Genomic DNA, 19,272 nt, shown 5'->3' with positions numbered 1-19,272 from the left:
GCCTGCGCGGGGATGACGGACATGGGTTGCAGGCGGTCAGGAGGTCAGGAAGCGGGCCGCGACTTCGGGGGGAACCCGGAGGATGCGGCCCGTTTCACGGTCGATGATCGCCCAGGTGGACTTGGCCGCGACCTTCACCTTGCCGTCCGGGCCGGTGAATTCCATGTGCCGGTCGAAACGGGCGCCGCGCGGGCCTTCGGGAATCCAGGTGCGGGCGGTGACGGTTTCGCCTTCCCGGACATTGCCGCGATAGTCGATCTCATGCCGGGTCACGACCCAGACATAGGCGTCGAGATGCTCCGGCGCGGCGTCGCGGGTCCAATGCTCGGTGGCGACCTGCTCCATCCACTGGACCCAGACGGCGTTGTTCACATGGCCCAGAATGTCGATATGCCCGGGACCGGCGGTGAATTGGGTGGTGTAGGTGGAGGACATTATCCTCTCCCTCCGTTCGGGCTGAGCCTGCCGAAGCCCCTTCCTTTTTCGAGAAAAGAGAGCCCCTTCGACAAGCTCAAAGCGAACGGAGGAGAGGCGGGCGCCTTCATGCCTCGTCGATGCCCAATTGCCAGAGGATGAAGGCGAATTCCTCCGCCGTTTCGTGGAGGCTTTCAAAGCGGCCCGACTTGCCGCCATGGCCCGCGCCCATATTGGTCTTGAGCAGCAGGATGTTGCCGTCCGTCTTGGTGGCGCGCAGCTTCGCCACCCATTTGGCGGGTTCCCAATAGGTCACGCGCGGGTCGTTGAGGCCCGCCGTCACCATCAGCGGCGGATAGGCCTGGGCGCTGACATTGCTGTAGGGATCATAGGACAGGATCGTCTCGAACGCCGCCTTGTCCTCGATCGGATTGCCCCATTCGGGCCATTCGCCCGGCGTCAGCGGCAGCGTTTCGTCCAGCATGGTGTTGAGCACGTCCACGAAGGGCACATGGGCCACCACCGCGCCCCACAGGTCGGGGTCCGAATTGATGACTGCCCCCATCAACTCGCCGCCCGCCGATCCGCCGGAAATGCTGATCCGACCTTTCGAGGTGTAGCCACGCTCGATCAGCCCCTTCGCCACGTCCACGAAATCGGTGAAGGTGTTGGTGCGCTTGTCGAGCTTGCCGTCCAGATACCATTGCTGGCCGAGGTCGTCGCCGCCCCGGATATGGGCCAGCGCAAAGGCGAAGCCCCGGTCCAGCAGCGACAGGCGGCTGGTGGAAAAGCCCGGCTCCATCGCAATGCCATAGGCGCCATAGCCATAGAGGTGCAGCGGCGCGCTGCCGTCGCGGGGCAGATCCCTGGGATAGACGATCGACACCGGGATCGGCGTGCCGTCGCGGGCCGGGATCATGAGACGCTCGGTCGCGTAGCGGGTCGCATCATAGCCGGAGGGAATCTCCTGCACCTTCAGCACTTCCAGCTCACCGGTGGCGAGGTGATAGTCGTAGATGGTGTCGGGCGTGACCATCGATTCATAGCCGATGCGCAGCTTCGTCACGTCATATTCGGGATTATCGTCCAGCGACGCCGAATAGCTCGCCTCCGGGAAGGGAATGCGCCTGGCGCTGTGGGTCGCATAGTCGCGCAGTTCGATCTGGTCGAGGCCGTCCTGCCGCCCCTCCGTGACGTAGAAGCCCTTGAACAGCGTGAAGTCGGTCAGATAGAAATGCGCGTCCGGGGCGATCACTTCGGCCCAGTCGCCGGGATTTTCCAGCGACGCCTTCACCAACCGGAAATTGGGATGCGTGTCGTTGGTGCGGATGTAGAGCGTGCCCTCATGCTCATCCACCTCATATTCGCGGCCCGGCTTGCGCGGGGCGACGAGCAGCGGCTGGGCGGTGGGATCGTCGGCGGGGAGCAGCCAGACCTCGCTGGTCACATGGTCGCCGGTCGCGATCACGATCCATTTTTCGGATGAGGTGAGGCCGACCGAGACGCGGAAGCCCTCATCATCCTCATGGAAGAGTTCGACGTCGCTTTCCACCGGCTGGCCCAGCCAGTGGAGGCGGGCATTGTCGGTGCGCCATTGTTCATTGGCGATGCCGTAGAGCAGTCCCCTGCTGTCGCTCGTCCAGACCAGCGAGGATAGGGTATCGGGGATCACCTCCGGCAGGATTTCGCCGGTGAAGAGGTCCTTGATCCGCGCCTCGAACCGTTCGGAGCCATTATTGTCGATGGCATAGGCGAGGTAGCGGCCGTCCGGGCTGACCGACAGGGCGCCCAGGCGGAAATAGTCATGCCCCTCCGCCAGCGCGGGTTCGTCCAGGATGAGCTGATCCTCGGCGCCGTCGTCCCGGGCGGCCACGGGTCTGCGATACCATTTGCGATATTGGGCGCCGACCTCGAACGCGCGCCAGTAGATATAGTCGCCGTCCTTCTGCGGGACCGAGCTGTCATCTTCCTTGATGCGGCCCTTCATCTCCTCGAACAGGCGGTCTGTCAGCGCCTTGTGCGGCTGCATCGCGGCCTCGAAGAAGCCATTCTCCTCCTCCAGATAGGAGAGCACGTCCCTGTCCTTCACCTCCGGATAGCCGGGATCGCGCAGCCAGGCATAGGGGTCCTGCACGGTGATGCCGTGACGGGTGAAGCTGTACGGGCGGCGGGCGGCGGCAGGGACTTGGGCGGGAACGGTCATTCAATGTCCTGATCTGGCGAAACTGTGCTGGTCTGCTTATGTTGGCGGCCATAGGCCCTGCGCAAGAGGGCCGGCAAGTCCAAGGGAAATTTGATGTCTAGCTATGAAGACCGGCTGAAAGCCCTGCGCGCCCAACTGGTGCGCGATGAATTGCATGGCTTTGTCGTGCCGCTGACCGATGAGCATATGAGCGAATATGTCGGCGCCTATGCGCAGCGGCTGGCCTGGCTGACCGGTTTCCAGGGGTCTGCGGGCAGCGCGGTGGTGCTGCCGGAGGAGGCCGCGATCTTCGTGGACGGCCGCTATACCTTGCAGGTGCGCGAGCAGGTGGATGGCGCGCACTGGCAATATGAGAGCGTGCCGCAAACCTCCGTCGCGGCGTGGCTGGGCGAGCATGCGCCGGTCGGCGGACGGATCGGCTATGATCCCTGGCTGCATACGCGCGCCTGGGTGAAGGCCGCGAGCGAGGCTTTGGCCGAACGCGGCGCGGAACTGGTGGCGGTGGACACCAATCCGGTCGACGCCATATGGCCCGACCGCCCCGCGCCCAGCGACGCCAAGCTGGTAGTGCATGAGGACCGCTATGCCGGGCAGTCGGCGGCGGAGAAGCGGCAGGCCATGGCCGACTGGCTGGTGGCGAAGCATGCCGATGCGGCGGTGCTGTCCGCACTCGATTCGCTGGCCTGGACCTTCAACATCCGGGGCAAGGATGTGGAGCGGACGCCGGTCGCGCTCGCCTATGCCATCGTCCATGCCGATGCGACCGCGGACCTCTATGTCGCGCCGGAGAAGATCGACGAAGCGGTGGTGAAGCATCTGGGCAATGCGGTGCGGGTGCATGACCGCGCGGCGTTCGCGGATGCGCTGGCGGGCTTTGCGGGCAAGACGGTCGCCGCCGATCCCGAACGGGCGGTGGCGGCGATCTTCACTGGCCTGGAGGCCGGCGGCGCGCATGTGCTGGCGTTGCGCGATCCGGCGGTGCTGCCCAAGGCGGTGAAGAACCCGGTCGAGATTGCCGGGCACAAGGCGGCGCAGGCGCGGGACGGCGCGGCGCTCAGCCGCTTCCTTCACTGGATCGCGACCGAGGCGCCCAAGGGCTGCGTCGACGAACTGGGCGCGGCGGCGAAGCTGGAGACGTTCCGCAAGGAGACCGGGCTGCTGGAGGACCTGTCCTTCGACACCATTTCCGGCGCGGGCCCCAATGGCGCAGTGGTGCATTACAGGGTGGAGGAGAAGACGAACCGGCCGATCGAGACGGGCAGCTTCTATCTGGTCGATTCGGGCGGGCAATATCGCGACGGCACGACCGACGTGACCCGCACCGTCGCCATCGGCACGCCGACACAGGAGATGAAGCGCCGCTTCACCCTGGTGCTGAAGGGGCATGTCGCCCTTGCCCGCGCGCAGTTTCCCAAGGGGACGCGGGGCGGGCAGCTCGACGTGCTGGCGCGTCAGTTCCTTTGGGCGGAAGGGCTGGATTATGCCCATGGCACCGGGCATGGCGTCGGCAGCTTCCTGTCGGTGCACGAAGGGCCGCAGCGGATCGCGACCTTCGGCGGCGGGGACGAAGCGCTTCAGGCGGGGATGATCCTTTCCAACGAGCCGGGCTATTACAAGACCGGCGAATATGGCATCCGCATCGAGAATCTGGTGCTGGTCGAACCCCGCGACGTGCCGGGAGCGGAGCGGGAGATGCTGGGTTTCGAAACCCTGACCTACGCGCCCATCGACCGGAATGCGATCGCGACGGAGTTGCTGACGGACGAGGAGCGCGCATGGCTGGATGCCTATCACGCCCGGGTGCTGGAGGTCGTGGGGCCGCAATTGGAGGGCGGCGCGCTCGAGTGGCTGAAGGCGGCCTGCGCCCCGCTGTAACGGATCGGAATTACCCCTTGGGGCTGTCGGGGTGTCGGGGGGGTTCCGCCTCGCGCGATTCGCGGGACTGTGCCTTGCGGCGACGCAGATTGTCCCGCAACGCTTGCGCCAAGCGCTCTTTCCGTTCGTCCTGACCGTTTGTCATGGCCCGCCCATAATCAAATTGCATCTTCTGCCGCAAGCCGCCTTGACATGGCGCGAGGAGGCAGCCATAGGCCCGGCTCCGCCGGCGCGATAAGCCGGATGGAACTGAAAATAGTGCTGCCGTAGCTCAGTGGTAGAGCGCATCCTTGGTAAGGCTGAGGTCGTGAGTTCAATCCTCACCGGCAGCACCATTTTTCCTGATCTGTCTGTGATGCAGATTTTCCCAAAGCCGAAATAAGCGCCTGGCTTGAACGGGTGCGCAAGTATCGTCGCGGAGCCATCACCCGGATGGCAGTGGACGATATACCGCAAGCCGGCCAAATATATACCGTCATTCCCGACGGTCATAGGCCTATGGAATATAGGGGAAATGGTGCCCGGGGACGGAGTCGAACCGCCGACACTGCGATTTTCAGTCGCATGCTCTACCAACTGAGCTACCCGGGCACGGGCGACGGTGAGGACCACCTGTCGTTTGGTGAGGCGTGCCTATAGGCATCAGGTCGGGGTGCTGTCTACCCCATCTTCGTCACTTTTTTTCATCTCGTCCGAAGCAGGTGCGCCGGGGACGCGGTAGCCCTCGCCCAGCCATTGCAGAAGGTCGCGATCGCGGCAGGCCTTTCCGCAGAAAGGGCGGGGTTCGGGGTGCGAGGGCTGGCCGCAGATCGGGCAGGAGGAGGCTTTAGGAGACATGGCCGGCCGATATGGTCAGTGCCGCGTCCGCCTTCAAGCCGATCACGCCGCCGCGCCGTTTGGCGAGCTGTTCGATCCAGTCGGTCGCCTTGTGCAGGCGGTCGATGATCGCAGGCGCTGCCGTGATCGTCGCCGGGCCGCCATTGCCGTGGCGCTCGGCGCGGCGCAGCAGCGCCAGGGCCGCCGTCTCGACGGGGTCGGCGCGGAGCAGTTCCATGAGGTTCATGCGTTCCCGGCGGCGGATGATCTGGACGAAGCCGAAGCCGTTGACCGCCGTGCGCTCGAAGGGGAGCGGCAGATATTTGTCGATCTGAGCGGAGGCGACGGCGCGCTCGTCCTTGTTGTTCATCGTCGGCAGGTCGATGCCGATCGAGCCGGTCAGGCCCATGCGGCGGATCGCCTGCGCCGCCAGCTTCGCGCCCTTGGGGCCGAGCTTGGCCGGGGGCAGGGAGCCGTCGACGTCGATCAGGATCATCGCGGGGGTGGGGAAGATGCGCAGCGCCGCTTCCTCCGTGCCGATCTCGCCGGAAATCGCCTCTTCCATCAGTTCGCTCCAGCCATGGGCTTCGAAGCGGTCTTCCTCATGCGCGGGGCAGGGGACGATGGGCAGGCCGGTGGCGCGCAGGCGCTGGAGCAGGCTGGGGGCGGGATGCGCCTTGGAGCCGGGCTGGGCGATGCGCGCCTTGGCGAGCTTGGCGCGCCCTTCCTCCGGGATGGCTTCGCGCAGGATTTCGAGGAGGATTGTCGCGCCCTCCGCGATCTTCGGCGGGATGGGTTCGACCAGAACCTCTTCGCCGGAGATCAGGCGGGCGATGCCGCGCTTCTTCGGGATGACGGTGCGGATCAGCTTGCCCTGCATCACCGCACCGGCACGGGCGGCGTCGCTTTCCCGTTCGATCTGCGCTTCGACCAGCCGGCCCTTTTCGATCAGCGCGGCGCGGGCCTCGCCAATGCCTTCTTCGTAGAGCCATTCGGCCATGTGCGGTTAGTCCAGTGGATAGCCCGCTGCCTTGAGCAGCGCGCGGGTTTCGTAGAGGGGCAGACCCATGATCGCGCTGTGGCTGCCCTGGATGGCGCGGATGAGTCCGGCGGCGCGGCCCTGTATCGCATAGCCGCCCGCCTTGCCGCGCCATTCTTCAGAAGCGATATAGGCTTCGATTTCAGCGCGATCGAGCCGTTTGAACGTGACGATATTGGTCGAGAGGCGGTGGCGGGCCTTGCCCTCCGCCTCGATCAGGGCGATTGCGCTGAAGACGCGATGGCGGCGGCCGGACAGGAGTTGGAGGCACTCGCGCGCTTCGGCTTCCGTTTCCGTCTTGGGCAGGATGCGGCGACCGGCGGCGACCACCGTGTCGCCAGACAGGATCAAGGCGCCGGGGTGACGCCCCGCCACCAGCGCGCCCTTTTCGGCGGCGACGCGAGCGGCGTAGGCGGCGGGAAGTTCGCCCTTCCGGGGTATTTCGTCGAGGTCGGCCGGGTCCACCGCGTCCGGAGACGCGCCGATCTGACCCAGAAGTTCACACCGTCTGGGAGAAGCCGAAGCAAGGATGAGCCGCATGCGTGAGGCGGCTTATTTGAAGCGGTAGGTGATCCGACCCTTGGTCAGGTCGTAGGGGGTCAGTTCGACCAGCACTTCGTCGCCCACCAGCACGCGGATGCGATTCTTGCGCATCTTGCCGGCAGTGTGGCCGAGGATCTCGTGATCATTTTCAAGCCGCACGCGGAACATGGCGTTGGGGAGAAGCTCCACAACCTGTCCGCGCATTTCAAGCAGTTCTTCTTTTGCCATAATATCCTGGAAAGCCGAAAAATCGCGCCGCCATAGCGCCAAAATGCGGAAAAAGAAAGTCAGGCGGGACGTCCGAACTTTTCACCGGCTTTTTGAAGCACCGCGAAGACGTGATCGAGCTGATCTGCGTCAAGGCAATAGGGCGGCATCAGATAGATGGTGTTTCCCAGCGGCCGCAGCAAGAGGCCGTTTTCATGGGCAAAGGCGCGCAGGCGCGGCGCGATGTCGGACAGATAGCCGGCGTCCGGCGTGATCAGGTCGATGGCGGCGATGGCGCCCAGCCGGCGAGGCCCCGCAAAGGCGGGATGCGCGCCGAGTTTTTCGAGTCGATCCGCCATGGCCTGGCCGAGAGTCGCGATGCGGCCAAGCACATCCTCCTCCCGCCAGATGGCGAGATTGGCGGCGGCGGCGGCGCAGGCGATGGCGTTGGCCGTGTAGCTGCTGGAATGGTAGAAAAGGCGGGCGCGGTCGGTGGACCTGTGCGCGTCGAAGATGCGCGGCGTGGCGAGCGTCGCGGCGAGCGGGATCGCGCCGCCGGTGATGCCCTTCGCCACGGCCATGATGTCCGGCACCACGCCGGCCTGATCGCAGGCGAAAAGGGCGCCGGTGCGGCCCCAGCCGGTCATCACCTCGTCCGCGATGATAAGGACGTCGTGGCGCGCGCAGATCGCCGCCATGTCCCGCAGGACGGAAGGCGGATAGATCAGCATCCCCCCTGCCCCCAGGATCAGCGGTTCGACGATGAAGGCCGCCGGCCTTTGCGCGCAGGCGGCCTCCAGCGCGTCGAGCGTCGCCTGTTCCTTGCCCTCATGGGGAAAGGGGATCGTGTCCACATCGAACAGCAGCGGCGACCAGGCGGCGTTATAGACCCCGCGTTCCCCCACCGACATGGCGCCGATGGTGTCGCCATGATAGCTGTGCTGGAGGACGAGGATGCGGTGGCGCGGGTCGGAAAGGCCGTCCAGCGCCCGGTTGTGCCAGTAGCCAAGCGCCATTTTCAGCGCCACTTCGACCGCCGTGGAGCCGCTGTCCGAGAAGAAGACATGAGCGAGCGGGTCGCGATCCGCGGCCCTGGGAGCCAGTTCGATCAGCCCGCGCGCCACCTCCTCCGCTGGTTCATGGGTGTAGCCGGCGAAGATCAGCTGGTCGAGCCGCCCGGCCTGCCCGGCGATCGCCGCGGCGATCCGGGGATGGCAATGGCCGTGGGTCGTGACCCACCAGCTTGAAATGCAGTCGATCAGCGTGCCGCCGTCGGCCAGATGCAGCAAAGCCCCCTCGGCCCGGCGGACGAGGGGGATCGGCTCGTTCAAGCCATGCTGGAAAAAAGGGTGCCAGACGGGAGAGGTCATGGCCGCTGCTTAGGCCGATGACCTCTCCCAATGCAATGATGCTTCCAACGCCGCGTTTACTGGGCGGGCGGCGTGGCCGGCGAAGCCGGAGCCGCACCGGCCGCAGGCGCCGCCGGAGCGGCGGGCGCGGACGGAGCCGCCGCCTGGATCTTCTGCTGGAGCGCGGGGTCAGCCGCAGCCGCCTGACCGATCTGGTTGAACTTTTCCGGCGGGATGCCGGACGCCTGAAGCGCGGCCAGCATCTTGGGCTGCTTGTCGGCTTCCGCGATGGACGTATCCTGCTGGATCTTCGTCACCTCGACCGCAGCGGCGGCGAACTGCTTGATCTCCGCATCGCTGAATGTGCTCGCGCCCGCCGCCGCTGGAGCAGCCGGGGCAGCGGGAGCGGCAGCGCCCTGCGCCAGCGCCGGGCCTGCGACCGCCAGCGCGATCGAGGCCATGCCGCTTTTCAGAATGATTGATTTCAGACCCGTCAAAATGCTTCTCCTCAAACTTGCACAGACTTTGAACGCCAAGCTGAGGAAGAGGTTGAACCGATTAAAGGGCGATCCGACAAAATGTTGCATTTAAGAGACGGTCAACAAAGAAAATGCGGTTAATCGCCTGTAACTCACGATTCATCGTCCGATGAAATCATTACGTAACAAGAACGAAAATGGGGCCGGAATCACTTCCGGCCCCCGCTCCATATCCTTACCAGATCTTCACGCGATCTTGCGGTGCAAGATAGATCTTGCCGCCCGCATCAGGCTTGAAAGCCGCATACCACTGATCGAAGTTGCGTACGGTGTCGGTACGATATTGCGATGGCGAATGGGGATCGGTGACGAGCCGCTGGCGCAGATTGGGTTCGCGATAATTGCGCCGCCACACCTGCGCCCAGCCCAGGAAGAAGCGCTCGTCGCCGGTGGTGCCGTCGATCACCGGCGCGGGCTTGCCGCCCAGCGACGCATGATAGGCGTCCAGCGCCACCGCGACTCCGGCCAGGTCCCCGATATTCTCGCCCAGCGTGAAGGCGCCCTTCACATGCGCGCCCGGGAAGGGTTCATAGGCGTCATATTGCTTGACCAGCCTGTCGGTCAGCGCCCTGAAATTGGCGACGTCCTGATCGCTCCACCATTGGTTGAGCTTGCCGGTCTCATCATATTTCGCGCCCTGATCGTCGAAATGATGGCTGAGTTCATGGCCGATCACCGCGCCGATGCCGCCATAATTGACCGCCGGATCGGCATGGGGGTCGAAGAAGGGCGGTTGCAGGATGGCGGCAGGGAAGACGATCTCCACCATGCCGAAATTGGCGTAGGCGTTGATCTCCATCGGGGTCATGCCCCATTCCCAGCGATAGATGGGCTTGCCGAGCTTGCCCATCTGATAGTCGAACTCATACTGGTTCGACCGCAGCGCATTGCCGAACAGGTCGCCGCGCTGCATCGTCAGGCCGCTATAGTCGCGCCATTTGTCGGGATAGCCGATCTTGGGCGTGAAGGCCGCCAGCTTCTTGTGGGCGCGGGCCTTGGCGGCGTCGCTCATCCAGGTGAGACCGTCGATGCGGCGGCCCATGGCGGCGATCACATTCCTGACGAGCTGGTCCATCGCCGCCTTGGTTTCGGGCGGAAAATATTTGGCGACATAGACCTTGCCCACTTCCTCTCCCATGGAGGATTTGAGGAAGTCCACCGCCCGCTTCCAGCGCGCCTCGCGCTCCGGCGTGCCTGAGAGGGTGGTGCCGTAGAAGGCGAAATTCTCATTGGCGACCGCGTCCGGCAACTGGTCGGCAAAGCCGTGCAGCGTGCGCAGCAGCAGCGCGTCCTTGAGCACGCCGACCGGGGTCTTGGCGATCAGCGCGGCTTCCCCGGCCACGGCGCTGGGCTGCGACACCAGCAGATCCTTGGGCGCGAGCCTGTTGGCGGCGAAAAAAGCGGCGAAGTCGAAGCCCGGCGCGGCCTTTTGCAGATCGGCCAGCGTCATCTTGTTATAGGTCTTGTCGGCGTCGCGGCTGTCGACCTGGGTCCAGTGGACCTTGGCCACGTCCGTTTCGAACGCCATCAGCGCGGCGGCGCGGGCCTTGGCATCACTTTCTCCCGCGAGGGTCAGCATCTTTTCCAGATGCGCGACATAGGCGGTGCGGATCGCCGCCATCTTGGCGTCGGGTTCCAGGTAGAAGTCGCGGTCGGGCAGGCCCAGGCCCGACTGGTGCAGGACGAGGACGTAGGTTTCCGGGTCCTTGTCGTCCTGATTGACGTAGAAGCCGAAGGGGCCGTCGATGCCGGCGCGGGCGGCTTCGGCGGCAAGCCGGGCATAGGACGCCTTGTCCTTCACCGCCCCGATCTTCGCGAGCCACGGCTTGACGGGGGTCAGGCCCTTCTTCTCCACCGTCGCGGCGTCGAGATAGCTGGCATAGGCATTGCCGATCTTGCTGTTCGGATCGCCCTGCGCGGCGTCGAGAATGGCCTTGGTCCGTTCGCGGGACAGATCGTCCAGCGTGTTGAAAGCGCCGTAATTGGACTTGTCGGCGGGGATGGGCGTGTTCTTCGCCCAGCTACCATTGGCGTAGTCGTAGAAATCGTCGCCGGGCTTCACCGACTTGTCCATGCCGGCGCTGTCGAAGCCGTAGCTGCCATAGGTGGGCTTTGCGGCCGGATCGGTCGTCTGACCGGTCTGGGCCACGGACGCGCCTGCTGCCAGCGCAACTGCCGCCGCGCCGAGGAGGAGATATTTCATCAAAGCTTTCCCTTGCTTTATGCGATGCAAGGAATTGAGCGCTTCGAAGCGAGGATGTCCATGTCGTTTGTCGAAAAACTTGGGCGCTTTCCGCTTTGCCTCACCGGTCTTTAGCCGGGCAGACGGATCGATGCTGCGAAAGCCGTCCGCAACTGCCCCGCATCCAGCGGATCGAGACAGGGCAGGCGGCCAAGGCTGGGAACCTTGCCCAGCAGCGGAACGATCCGTTCATTTTCCTCATGCGGTTCGCCGATGAAGACGATGCCGGCGATGGGGATGGCCCGTGCCCGCAGAGCCTCCAGGCTGAGCAGGCTGTGGTTGATGGTGCCAAGCCCCGTCCGCGCGCAAAGGATCGCAGGCAGGCCCCAATGCGCGAACAGGTCGATCATCAGCATCCTGTCGCTGACCGGCACCATCAGGCCGCCGGCGCCCTCGACCACCAGCGGGCCGTCCACCTTCGGCAGGACAAGCCGGTCAAGCGCGATCTCTACCCCGTCGATCCGCGCCGCCAGATGGGGCGAAGCGGGCGTGGTGAGGCGATAGGCTTCGGGCAGGATATGCGCCGGAGGCAGGCCCGACAGCGCGGCGACCCGCTCCCTGTCGCCCTCCGGATCGACGCCCGCCTGCACCGGCTTCCAATAATGGGCGCCAAGGGCCCCCGCCAGGCCGGCGGCAAAGACCGTCTTGCCGATGTCCGTATCGGTGCCCGTGACGATGAAGCCGCTCACGCCGCCACCCGCCGCAAAATGTCCCCGAGGGCGGCGATGTCGGCGCGCCCCACGTTCAGCGTCAGCGAGATGCGCAGCCGGCTGGTGCCCGGCGGCACCGTCGGCGGACGGATGCCGCGCACGTCGAAGCCGGCCTCCTGCAAGGCGGCGGCGGTGGCCATGGCGCGACGGTCCTCGCCCAATATCACCGGCACGATCTGGCTGCGCGGGCTTGGCAGGCCGAGCGGCGCGCAGATATTCTCGCCCGCATCGACCATCAGCGTCTTCAGCCGCTCGCGCAGGTCGCCCGCCTGCTCGATCCGGTCCAGCGCGGCGGAGACCGCCACCGCCATCAGCGGCGACGGCGCGGTCGAGAAGATGAAGGCGCGCGCCCGGTTGATGAGGTAATCGATCAGAATGCGCGGCCCGCAGATCAGCGCGCCCTCCACGCCCATCGCCTTGCCGCAGGTGTGCAGCGTCACGACATTGTGCAGCCCGTCCAGCCCTGCCGACAGGCCCCGTCCGGAAGGGCCGAAGACGCCGGTGCCATGGGCCTCGTCCAGGATCAGCATGGCGTCATGCCTGGCCGCCAGCGTCGCGAGGTCGCCGAGCGGCGCCATGTCGCCGTCCATCGAATAGAGCGTTTCGACCGCGATCCACACCCGCCCCTTGCCGCCCTCCTGCCGCCAGGCGGCGATCAGGTCGGCAAAGCTTTGCACATCATTGTGGCGGGCGAAGACGGCCGCGGCCTTCGACATGCGGATGCCGTCATGGACGCTGGCGTGGATCAGCTCGTCCGCTACGATCAGGTCGCCGCGCTGCGGCAGGGTGGAGAACAGCGCCAGATTGGCGGCAAAGCCGTTGGCCATGAACAGCGCCGCCTGGGTGCGGAAGAAAGCGGCGGCCTTCGCCTCCAGCCCTTCATGTTCGGGCGCGTTGCCGCGCAGCAGGCGCGATCCGCCGGACCCCACCGGCACCCCGCGCGCCACGGCATCGGCCACGGCCTGACCGATGATCGGATCGCCCGCCAGGCCGAGATAGTCGTTGGAAGCGAAGTCGCGCCCCGCGCGAGGCGTCAGGCTGCGCAGGCGGCCGCGCTTTTCCAGCGCGGCGAGCTGCGAACGGAAGGGTTCGCTGGTCATGGCGCGGCCTATAGGCCCGCGGAGCGGGAGCGGGCAAGCCCGACCGCCGGTCCGCCGTCCGGCTTTGGCACGGTGGGGCGGATAGCGGGCGTTCGCGTTCGGTTCAGGTGAACCGTGCCCCTGCCTTCGCGGGAGCACGGCGCATTATGAGAAAAGCTGAAAGGCAGAAACCACCCTATTCCGCCGGTTGCGCCGTCGCAGCGCGGTTGTCGCCAGGCTTGTAGGTCAGCAGGCGGCGGCCCAGGCGCGGGCCGACCCATTCCTCGATCCCCAGCGCCAGGCTGAATGTCGCGGGCACGATCACCAGCGTCAGCACGGTCGAGAGGATGAGCCCACCGATCACGGTGATGCCCATGGGCGCGCGCCATGCGCCGTCGCCGCCCAGCGACAGGGCCGTGGGCACCATCCCCGCCACCATCGCCACGGTGGTCATGACGATGGGCTGGGCGCGCTTGTGCCCGGCGTCGATGATCGCCTCCAGCTTCGGCACGCCCTTGCCCATTTCCTCCAGCGCGAAGTCGATGACGAGGATGGAGTTCTTGGCGACGATGCCCAGCAGCATCAGCAGGCCGATCAGCACCGGCATGGACACCGGATTGCCGGTCAGGTGCAGCGCCACCGCCCCGCCCAGCGGCGCCAGCAGCAGCGACCCCAGGTTGACGAACGGAGGCATCAGCCGCTTGTAGAGCAGCGTCAGCACCGCCAGCACCAGCATGATGCCGGAAATGACGGCGATGACGAAATTCTGGATCATCTCCGCCTGCCACTTGCTGTCGCCGGTATTCAGCTTCTGCACGCCCAGTATCTTGCCGGCGGCGATGGCCTTCATGGTCGGCAGGGCGTCGATCTTGGCCATGGCCTGGCTGGTCACGATGCCCGGCGCGAGGTCCGCGCCGACGACGATGCGGCGGATCTGGTTGTAGCGGCGGATCTGCGTCGGGCCCGCGCCGAATTCTATGTCGGCCACGACCTTCAGCGGTACGGACCCGCCGCTGACCGTGGGCACCGGCATGTTCTGGATCGTCGCAAGGTCGCGCCGGCTGTTTTCCGCGACCGCCACGCGGATCGGAATCTGCCGGTCGGACAGCGAGAATTTGGCGCTGTTCTGGTCGATGTCGCCGATCGTCGCGACGCGGATCGTCTGGCTGAGCGCGGCGGTGGTGACGCCCAGGCTGGCGGCCAGGTCGAAGCGCGGCTTGATGACGATTTCCGGCCGGTTCATGTCGCCCGCCACCCGCGGCGCACGGATTTCATGGATGCCCGCCATTTCCGCCACCAGCCTGTTGGCGGTTTCCTCCAGCTTCACCGGATCGTCGCTGCCGAACATGATGATGATGTCGCGGCCGAAGCCGCCGCCCGACTGCGACTGGAAATTGACGCGGGCGTCGGCCACCTGCTGGAATTTGGGCGCGACCTTGCGTTCCCATTCGACGGAGGAGATGGGCCGGTCCTTCCTCAATGTCAGGAAGATGTCGGCGCCCGTCGTCTGGATGTCGGCAAAGGCGGCCTCTACCATATCCTTGTCGGCGGCGAGCATGTCCGCGACCTTGCGCGTGATCGCCGTCGTCTGTTGCAGGGTGCTGCCGGGCACGGTTTCGATCTTCACCTGGCTGAAATCGGTGTCGATCGTCGGCTGGAACGACATGGGCAGCGTGCCGAAGGCGAAGATCGTGGCGACAAAGGCCAGGAAACCCATGCCCAGCGTCCAGATGCGGTGGTCGCGAATCCAGGCGGTGAAGCGGGCCATGCCGCCACGGGCGCGATGGGCGACGGCGTTGCGCTCGTCCAGCGACCAGCGCAGCACGGCCATATAGGCGTCCATGAGCCAGCCCTCGCCATGGCTTTCCTGGCCATGCGCCTTCAGGAAATAGGCCGCGATCATCGGCGTGATCAGGCGCGCGACCGCCAGGCTGAGCAGCACCGCGACCACCACGGTCATGCCGAACTGAATGAAGAACTGTCCCGAAATGCCCGGCATCAGCGCGACGGGCAGGAACACCGCGACGATCGCCATGGTGGTCGCCAGCACCGCGAGGCCGATTTCGTCGGCGGCGTCGATGGATGCCTGATAGGCGCTTTTGCCCATGCGCATGTGGCGCACGATATTCTCGATCTCGACAATGGCGTCGTCGACCAGCACGCCCGCCACCAGGCTGAGCGCCAGCAGCGAGATGCCGTTCAGCGTGAAGCCCATCATGTCCATGAACCAGAAGGCCGGGATCGCGGACAGCGGAATGGCGAGCGCGGAGATCATGGTCGCGCGCCAGTCGCGCAGGAACAGGAAGACGATGACGACGGCCAGCACCGCGCCCTCGATCATCGCCTGCATGGCGCTGTGATACTGGCCCTTGGTATATTCGACGCTGGTGTAGAGCTGCTTGTACTGGACCTTCGGATTTTCCTTCCGGAGCTGGTCCAGCACCTTCATCGCCTCGTCGAAGACGGTGACGTCGGACGATCCCTTGGCCTTTTCCATGCTGAAGCTGGTCACCTGCCGCCCGTTCATCAGGGACAGCGAACGCTGTTCGGCATACATGTCGCGCACGTCGGCCAGATCGGCCAGCTTGACGGTGCGGCCGCCGGAAATGGCGATCTGGGTCTGGCCCAGGGCATAGGCGTCGCGGGCGTTGCCGAGCACGCGGATCGCCTGTTCGGCGCCCGCGATTTCGGTGCGGCCGCCCGCCGCGTTGAGGTTCACCTGCTGAAGCTGCTGGTTGACCTGGGACGCCGTGATGCCATGCGACTGCAGCTTGGCCGGGTCCAATATGACGCGGATTTCGCGGGACACGCCGCCGCCGCGCTTGACCGCCGCCATGCCCGGCACGGCCAGCAGCCGCTTCGCCACCGTATTGTCGACATACCAGGACAGCTCCTCCAGCGTCATGTCGGTCGCTTCGGCGCTGAAATAGGCGATAGGCCCGCCGTCGATGTCCACCCGGCTGACCTGCGGCTCCAATATCCCTTCGGGCAGGTCGCTGCGGATCTGGTCGACGGCGTTCTTCACATCGTTGACGGCGCGGTCGACGGGCGTGCCGATCTGGAACTGCACATTGGTGTTGGATTCGCCCTCCGACACCCAGGATGTGATCTCGTCCACGCCGCTGATGCCGCGCACGGCGGCCTCGACGCGCTGCGTCACCTGCGTCTCCAGCTCCGTCGGCGCGGCGCCGGGCTGGCGCACGACGACGCTGGCCATGGGGAAGCTGACGTCGGGATTCTGGTTGACGTCCATCCGGCTGAAGCTGACCAGACCGGCCAGCAGCAGCGCGACGAACAGGACGATCGGCGACACCGGGTTGCGGATGGCCCAGGCGGAGATATTACGAAAACTCATGACGGCTTCCTCGCCTGCCGGTGGATGCGCCGGTCAGACGCATCCCGCCGCTTCATTTCGACTTGCCGGCTTCCGGCTTCACCTTCTGCCCCGGCGTCAGGAACGCGCCGGCCGAAGCCACGATGCGTTCGTCGCCGTTGAGGCCGTTCAGGATCGACACGCCCGCATCGGTCACCTGACCGATCTTGACGTCGCGCCGCTGCACCTCGTCCCGGCCGTTGACGACATAGACGAAATTGCCCTTCTCGTCGCTCTGCACCGCCGATTCCGGCAGCATCGGCGCGGAGCCGGTGCCGCTGACGATCGCGGCGGACGCGAAGCCGCCCGGACGGATCGCCGGATTATAGGGGATGGCGATGCGGGCGATGCCCTGCCGGGTCTGATTGTCGACCACCGGCGACACCTGCCAGACGCGCCCGGCAAATTGCGCCGTGCCGCCGACCGGGGTCACGGTGGCGCTGTTGCCCGGACGGATCGCGGCCAGATCGCCCTCGCTGACCTGGGCCAGCATCTCCATCTCCCCGCCCTTCGCCATGCGGAACAGCACGGCGCTGCCCGAACTCACGATCTGGCCAGGTTCCACCGCGCGGGTCAGCACCAGGCCCGCGGCGGGCGCGCGGATGTCGAGGCGGCCGGTGCGGGCGCGCTGTTCGGCCAGTTGCGCGACGGCGACGCTGACGCGGGCATTGGCGGCGTCGCGGGTGGCGGTGCGCTGGTCGATGTCGGCCTGGCTGATGAAGCCGCGCGACACCAGCGCCCGGGCGCGGTCGAGCTGCGCCTGCGCCAGCTTGGCGTCGGCGCGGTTGACCTCCACCTGCGCGGCGAGGGAGCGGATCTGCTCGGTCTGGACGGAGCGTTCGACCGTCGCCAGCACCTGGCCGGCGCGCACCCAGTCGCCCGGCTGGACCAGCACGCGCGTCACCGCGCCGCCTTCCCCGACCACGCCCACCGGCATCTCCACCCGCGCCGCGAGCGATCCGGTGGCGCTGACGGTGTTCGATACGGTCGACCGGCCCGGGCTGATCACCGTCACGACCGGCGCCTGCACGGCGCCGGCGGGCGCCTCCGCCCCTTTGCCGTGCATGCTGACCCAGGTGGCGGCGGCGATCAGGATGATCGCGATCACGGCGCCGATCGTCAGCCGACGGCGCCAGACGGAGCGTTCCTCCTGCTCGCCAAGGACATCTGCCGGAGCGTCGCCGACCAATGAAGTTTCGTAATTCATCCTGAACCCATCTTTCGGCCATAGGCGCCGTTCGGGTTGCTGTATTATATGAATACATCACCCGGCTCAAGCCCCCATTATCACGGCGGTGCGGAGGACGGCAAAGCCCTTCCGCCGCGCCTGCGGGCCCTTGCCAAAGCGGCACGACTATGGCGCTATGCCCTGTATGGCGGCTGGAGGGCGGCGATGGAATTGCTCGGATGGATCATGGTCGGCCTGTTCGCGGGTGCCATCGCGCGGCTGGTCATGCCCGGGCGCGATCCGGGCGGCTGCGTCGTCACCATATTGCTGGGCATCGCCGGCGCGCTGCTGGCGGGCTATGTCGGGCGGCTGCTGGGCGTCTATGCGCCCGGCGAGCAGGCGAGCTTCATCGCGGCGGTGCTGGGGGCGATCGGCGTGCTGGCGCTCTATCGCTTCTTCTCCGGGCGGGGCTGAACGCAAAAAAGGGCCGCGCCCTTTCGGGGCACGGCCCTTTTGATCGTCTCTGGCGCTGTTTAGCGGACCGAACCGCGACGGACCAGATTGACGATCGCGAGCAGGATGATGGCGCCGACCAGCGACACGAGGAAGCTGTAAAGCGTCAGGCCGTCATTGATCGAACCGCCGCTGAAGATCAGGCCGCCGATGAACGCGCCGACGATGCCGACGACGATGTTCAGCAGGATGCCCTGTTGTGCGTCGGTCCGCATGACCATGCTGGCAAGCCAGCCGATGATGCCGCCGACAACGAGCCACAAGATGATGCCCATTTCTCACTCTCCTTGGACCATAGCCCCTTTCGGGTGGGCTGATCTGTTCAACGGAGAAGTCGGCGTTACGTTCCCTTTCGCACTTGACAAAGAAGAAGGCCGCCGGATGACATATCCGGCGGCCTTCCTGTGCGACCCTTCATTGCTGAAACGGATGATCAGTATTTCTGCTGCCGTTCGTAGAGGGACTTGTAATATTGGATGCGCGTCACGCGCAGGCCGTGCATGCCCGAACGGTCGACGGCGCGCTGCCAGCTCGCAAATTCCTCCAGCGTCAGCGAATAGCGCGCGCAGGCTTCGTCCACGGTCAGCAGGCCGCCGTTCACGGCCGCCACGACTTCAGCCTTGCGGCGCACGACCCAGCGAGTCGTATCGACGGGCGGCAGGCTTTCCAGAGTCAGGGGTTCTCCCAGCGGCCCGACGACCTGTGCAGGTCTGATTTTCTGGTTTTCGATCATTATCACCCTCAATAAGCGGCACTGGCGTTGCCGATTTCAGCAGTGCTTGCCTGTTTGCGCTTCAAGCCCTGAACAGGCCCTAAAGCGCCACGGTAAACGCCCCCTTCATCATCCTTTCCCCACCTTTAAACGGTTCGCGATCAACGGGTTAAAGCTGCCCGCGAGCCCCACGGCCTCGATCTTGCCGCCGGAACGTGGCGCGAGAATATCGGCCAGTTCCTGAACCCAGTCTCCCTCGATCTCCTGCCCCCGCAGGACGCCTGCGACCGCCTGCGCGGTGGGGCTGGCCGCCTGCGCCGCCGCCGAAGCGGCCCGCAAGGACGGCCAGACCGGCACGCGCCGCCGGCCCGAAGGCTTGACGAAGCCGGCCTTGAGCCCGCCCGTCCTGAGGAATCCCAGATCCATGGGAGAGCGGTTTACGGAGCAAAGGATAAGGTCCGGTAAATTTGCCCCCAAAATGGGGTATGGA

Annotated in this window: 18 protein-coding genes and 2 tRNA genes; 3 read left to right on the top strand and 17 right to left on the bottom strand. The window is 65.8% G+C overall.

The window, feature by feature from the left end; translation table 11 throughout:
* Positions 1-36: 36 nt before the first annotated feature.
* Positions 37-435 carry a thioesterase family protein gene (locus A8G00_RS21215; protein ID WP_103001604.1) on the bottom strand — a complete coding sequence of 133 codons (399 nt, stop codon included), beginning with the start codon at positions 433-435 and terminating at the stop codon, positions 37-39.
* A 106-nt stretch (positions 436-541) separates the two neighbouring features.
* Positions 542-2,617: a S9 family peptidase gene (locus A8G00_RS21210; RefSeq protein WP_103001603.1), complete on the bottom strand. Its 2,076-nt coding sequence runs from the start codon at positions 2,615-2,617 to the stop codon at positions 542-544.
* A gap of 93 nt (positions 2,618-2,710) precedes the next feature.
* Here A8G00_RS21210 and A8G00_RS21205 point away from each other — a divergent pair, with 93 nt between their 5' ends.
* Positions 2,711-4,492 (top strand): aminopeptidase P family protein, encoded by a 1,782-nt coding sequence (locus A8G00_RS21205; RefSeq protein ID WP_103001602.1) that lies wholly within the window; start codon positions 2,711-2,713, stop codon positions 4,490-4,492.
* A gap of 260 nt (positions 4,493-4,752) precedes the next feature.
* Positions 4,753-4,827, top strand: a tRNA-Thr gene (locus tag A8G00_RS21200).
* Between the two features lie 180 nt (positions 4,828-5,007).
* On the opposite strand, the gene A8G00_RS21195 is transcribed toward A8G00_RS21200, so the two are convergent.
* The 12 genes from A8G00_RS21195 to A8G00_RS21140 form a co-directional block, all read right to left on the bottom strand.
* A tRNA-Phe gene (locus A8G00_RS21195) sits at positions 5,008-5,083 on the bottom strand.
* A gap of 51 nt (positions 5,084-5,134) precedes the next feature.
* Complete coding sequence (locus A8G00_RS21190) at positions 5,135-5,329, bottom strand: DNA gyrase inhibitor YacG (RefSeq protein WP_103001601.1); 195 nt, start codon at positions 5,327-5,329, stop codon at positions 5,135-5,137.
* On the bottom strand, positions 5,319-6,308 hold the full coding sequence (locus A8G00_RS21185; RefSeq protein ID WP_061938618.1) for a hypothetical protein: 990 nt from the start codon (positions 6,306-6,308) through the stop codon (positions 5,319-5,321). Before A8G00_RS21185 ends, A8G00_RS21190 begins: the two co-directional genes overlap by 11 nt.
* A gap of 6 nt (positions 6,309-6,314) precedes the next feature.
* Positions 6,315-6,887: a nucleoside triphosphate pyrophosphatase gene (locus A8G00_RS21180; protein ID WP_103001600.1), complete on the bottom strand. Its 573-nt coding sequence runs from the start codon at positions 6,885-6,887 to the stop codon at positions 6,315-6,317.
* A gap of 12 nt (positions 6,888-6,899) precedes the next feature.
* Entirely contained in the window at positions 6,900-7,118 is a 219-nt protein-coding gene (infA, locus tag A8G00_RS21175) for a translation initiation factor IF-1 (protein ID WP_003049127.1), read from the bottom strand.
* Between the two features lie 59 nt (positions 7,119-7,177).
* Positions 7,178-8,467, bottom strand: coding sequence for an adenosylmethionine--8-amino-7-oxononanoate transaminase (locus A8G00_RS21170; protein ID WP_103001599.1), 1,290 nt, complete (start codon positions 8,465-8,467; stop codon positions 7,178-7,180).
* A gap of 56 nt (positions 8,468-8,523) precedes the next feature.
* Positions 8,524-8,943, bottom strand: coding sequence for a DUF4168 domain-containing protein (locus A8G00_RS21165; RefSeq protein WP_061938629.1), 420 nt, complete (start codon positions 8,941-8,943; stop codon positions 8,524-8,526).
* Between the two features lie 217 nt (positions 8,944-9,160).
* Positions 9,161-11,188 carry a M13 family metallopeptidase gene (locus A8G00_RS21160; RefSeq protein ID WP_103001598.1) on the bottom strand — a complete coding sequence of 676 codons (2,028 nt, stop codon included), beginning with the start codon at positions 11,186-11,188 and terminating at the stop codon, positions 9,161-9,163.
* 110 nt (positions 11,189-11,298) lie between these two features.
* Positions 11,299-11,916 (bottom strand): dethiobiotin synthase, encoded by a 618-nt coding sequence (bioD, locus tag A8G00_RS21155; RefSeq protein WP_103001597.1) that lies wholly within the window; start codon positions 11,914-11,916, stop codon positions 11,299-11,301.
* A complete protein-coding gene (locus A8G00_RS21150; protein WP_061938638.1) occupies positions 11,913-13,037 on the bottom strand; it encodes an 8-amino-7-oxononanoate synthase in 1,125 nt (374 codons plus the stop codon). The genes bioD and A8G00_RS21150 overlap by 4 nt, the downstream gene beginning before the upstream one ends.
* 175 nt (positions 13,038-13,212) lie before the next feature.
* Positions 13,213-16,371: an efflux RND transporter permease subunit gene (locus A8G00_RS21145; protein WP_103001596.1), complete on the bottom strand. Its 3,159-nt coding sequence runs from the start codon at positions 16,369-16,371 to the stop codon at positions 13,213-13,215.
* A 52-nt stretch (positions 16,372-16,423) separates the two neighbouring features.
* Positions 16,424-17,596, bottom strand: a complete 1,173-nt coding sequence (locus A8G00_RS21140; protein WP_103001595.1) for an efflux RND transporter periplasmic adaptor subunit — start codon at positions 17,594-17,596, stop codon at positions 16,424-16,426.
* Between the two features lie 186 nt (positions 17,597-17,782).
* Here A8G00_RS21140 and A8G00_RS21135 point away from each other — a divergent pair, with 186 nt between their 5' ends.
* Positions 17,783-18,031: a GlsB/YeaQ/YmgE family stress response membrane protein gene (locus A8G00_RS21135; RefSeq protein WP_025549751.1), complete on the top strand. Its 249-nt coding sequence runs from the start codon at positions 17,783-17,785 to the stop codon at positions 18,029-18,031.
* Positions 18,032-18,090: 59 nt separating this feature from the next.
* Here the strand turns inward: A8G00_RS21135 and A8G00_RS21130 are convergent, their stop codons facing one another.
* From A8G00_RS21130 to A8G00_RS21120, 3 genes are all read right to left on the bottom strand, one after another.
* Positions 18,091-18,345 (bottom strand): GlsB/YeaQ/YmgE family stress response membrane protein, encoded by a 255-nt coding sequence (locus A8G00_RS21130; protein WP_025549750.1) that lies wholly within the window; start codon positions 18,343-18,345, stop codon positions 18,091-18,093.
* Between the two features lie 158 nt (positions 18,346-18,503).
* A complete protein-coding gene (locus tag A8G00_RS21125) occupies positions 18,504-18,803 on the bottom strand; it encodes a DUF1153 domain-containing protein (RefSeq protein WP_007687284.1) in 300 nt (99 codons plus the stop codon).
* A 108-nt stretch (positions 18,804-18,911) separates the two neighbouring features.
* Positions 18,912-19,208 carry a hypothetical protein gene (locus tag A8G00_RS21120; protein WP_025549749.1) on the bottom strand — a complete coding sequence of 99 codons (297 nt, stop codon included), beginning with the start codon at positions 19,206-19,208 and terminating at the stop codon, positions 18,912-18,914.
* Positions 19,209-19,272 lie beyond the last annotated feature (64 nt).

Origin of the sequence: Sphingobium sp. SA916 (assembly GCF_002894065.1) — a bacterium.
In the GTDB taxonomy this organism is placed as follows: domain Bacteria; phylum Pseudomonadota; class Alphaproteobacteria; order Sphingomonadales; family Sphingomonadaceae; genus Sphingobium; species Sphingobium fuliginis.
This window is presented reverse-complemented; position numbering and strand designations above follow the sequence as displayed.

Excerpts from the sequence above, each read along its gene's own strand:
- A8G00_RS21215 (WP_103001604.1), bottom strand. The coding sequence starts at position 435 with ATGTCCTCCACCTACACCACCCAATTCACCGCCGGTCCCGGGCATATC.
- A8G00_RS21210 (WP_103001603.1), bottom strand. The coding sequence starts at position 2,617 with ATGACCGTTCCCGCCCAAGTCCCTGCCGCCGCCCGCCGCCCGTACAGC.
- A8G00_RS21205 (WP_103001602.1), top strand. The coding sequence starts at position 2,711 with ATGTCTAGCTATGAAGACCGGCTGAAAGCCCTGCGCGCCCAACTGGTG.
- A8G00_RS21190 (WP_103001601.1), bottom strand. The coding sequence starts at position 5,329 with ATGTCTCCTAAAGCCTCCTCCTGCCCGATCTGCGGCCAGCCCTCGCAC.
- A8G00_RS21185 (WP_061938618.1), bottom strand. The coding sequence starts at position 6,308 with ATGGCCGAATGGCTCTACGAAGAAGGCATTGGCGAGGCCCGCGCCGCG.
- A8G00_RS21180 (WP_103001600.1), bottom strand. The coding sequence starts at position 6,887 with ATGCGGCTCATCCTTGCTTCGGCTTCTCCCAGACGGTGTGAACTTCTG.
- infA (WP_003049127.1), bottom strand. The coding sequence starts at position 7,118 with ATGGCAAAAGAAGAACTGCTTGAAATGCGCGGACAGGTTGTGGAGCTT.
- A8G00_RS21170 (WP_103001599.1), bottom strand. The coding sequence starts at position 8,467 with ATGACCTCTCCCGTCTGGCACCCTTTTTTCCAGCATGGCTTGAACGAG.
- A8G00_RS21160 (WP_103001598.1), bottom strand. The coding sequence starts at position 11,188 with ATGAAATATCTCCTCCTCGGCGCGGCGGCAGTTGCGCTGGCAGCAGGC.
- A8G00_RS21150 (WP_061938638.1), bottom strand. The coding sequence starts at position 13,037 with ATGACCAGCGAACCCTTCCGTTCGCAGCTCGCCGCGCTGGAAAAGCGC.
- A8G00_RS21145 (WP_103001596.1), bottom strand. The coding sequence starts at position 16,371 with ATGAGTTTTCGTAATATCTCCGCCTGGGCCATCCGCAACCCGGTGTCG.
- A8G00_RS21140 (WP_103001595.1), bottom strand. The coding sequence starts at position 17,596 with ATGAATTACGAAACTTCATTGGTCGGCGACGCTCCGGCAGATGTCCTT.
- A8G00_RS21135 (WP_025549751.1), top strand. The coding sequence starts at position 17,783 with ATGGAATTGCTCGGATGGATCATGGTCGGCCTGTTCGCGGGTGCCATC.
- A8G00_RS21130 (WP_025549750.1), bottom strand. The coding sequence starts at position 18,345 with ATGGGCATCATCTTGTGGCTCGTTGTCGGCGGCATCATCGGCTGGCTT.
- A8G00_RS21125 (WP_007687284.1), bottom strand. The coding sequence starts at position 18,803 with ATGATCGAAAACCAGAAAATCAGACCTGCACAGGTCGTCGGGCCGCTG.
- A8G00_RS21120 (WP_025549749.1), bottom strand. The coding sequence starts at position 19,208 with ATGGATCTGGGATTCCTCAGGACGGGCGGGCTCAAGGCCGGCTTCGTC.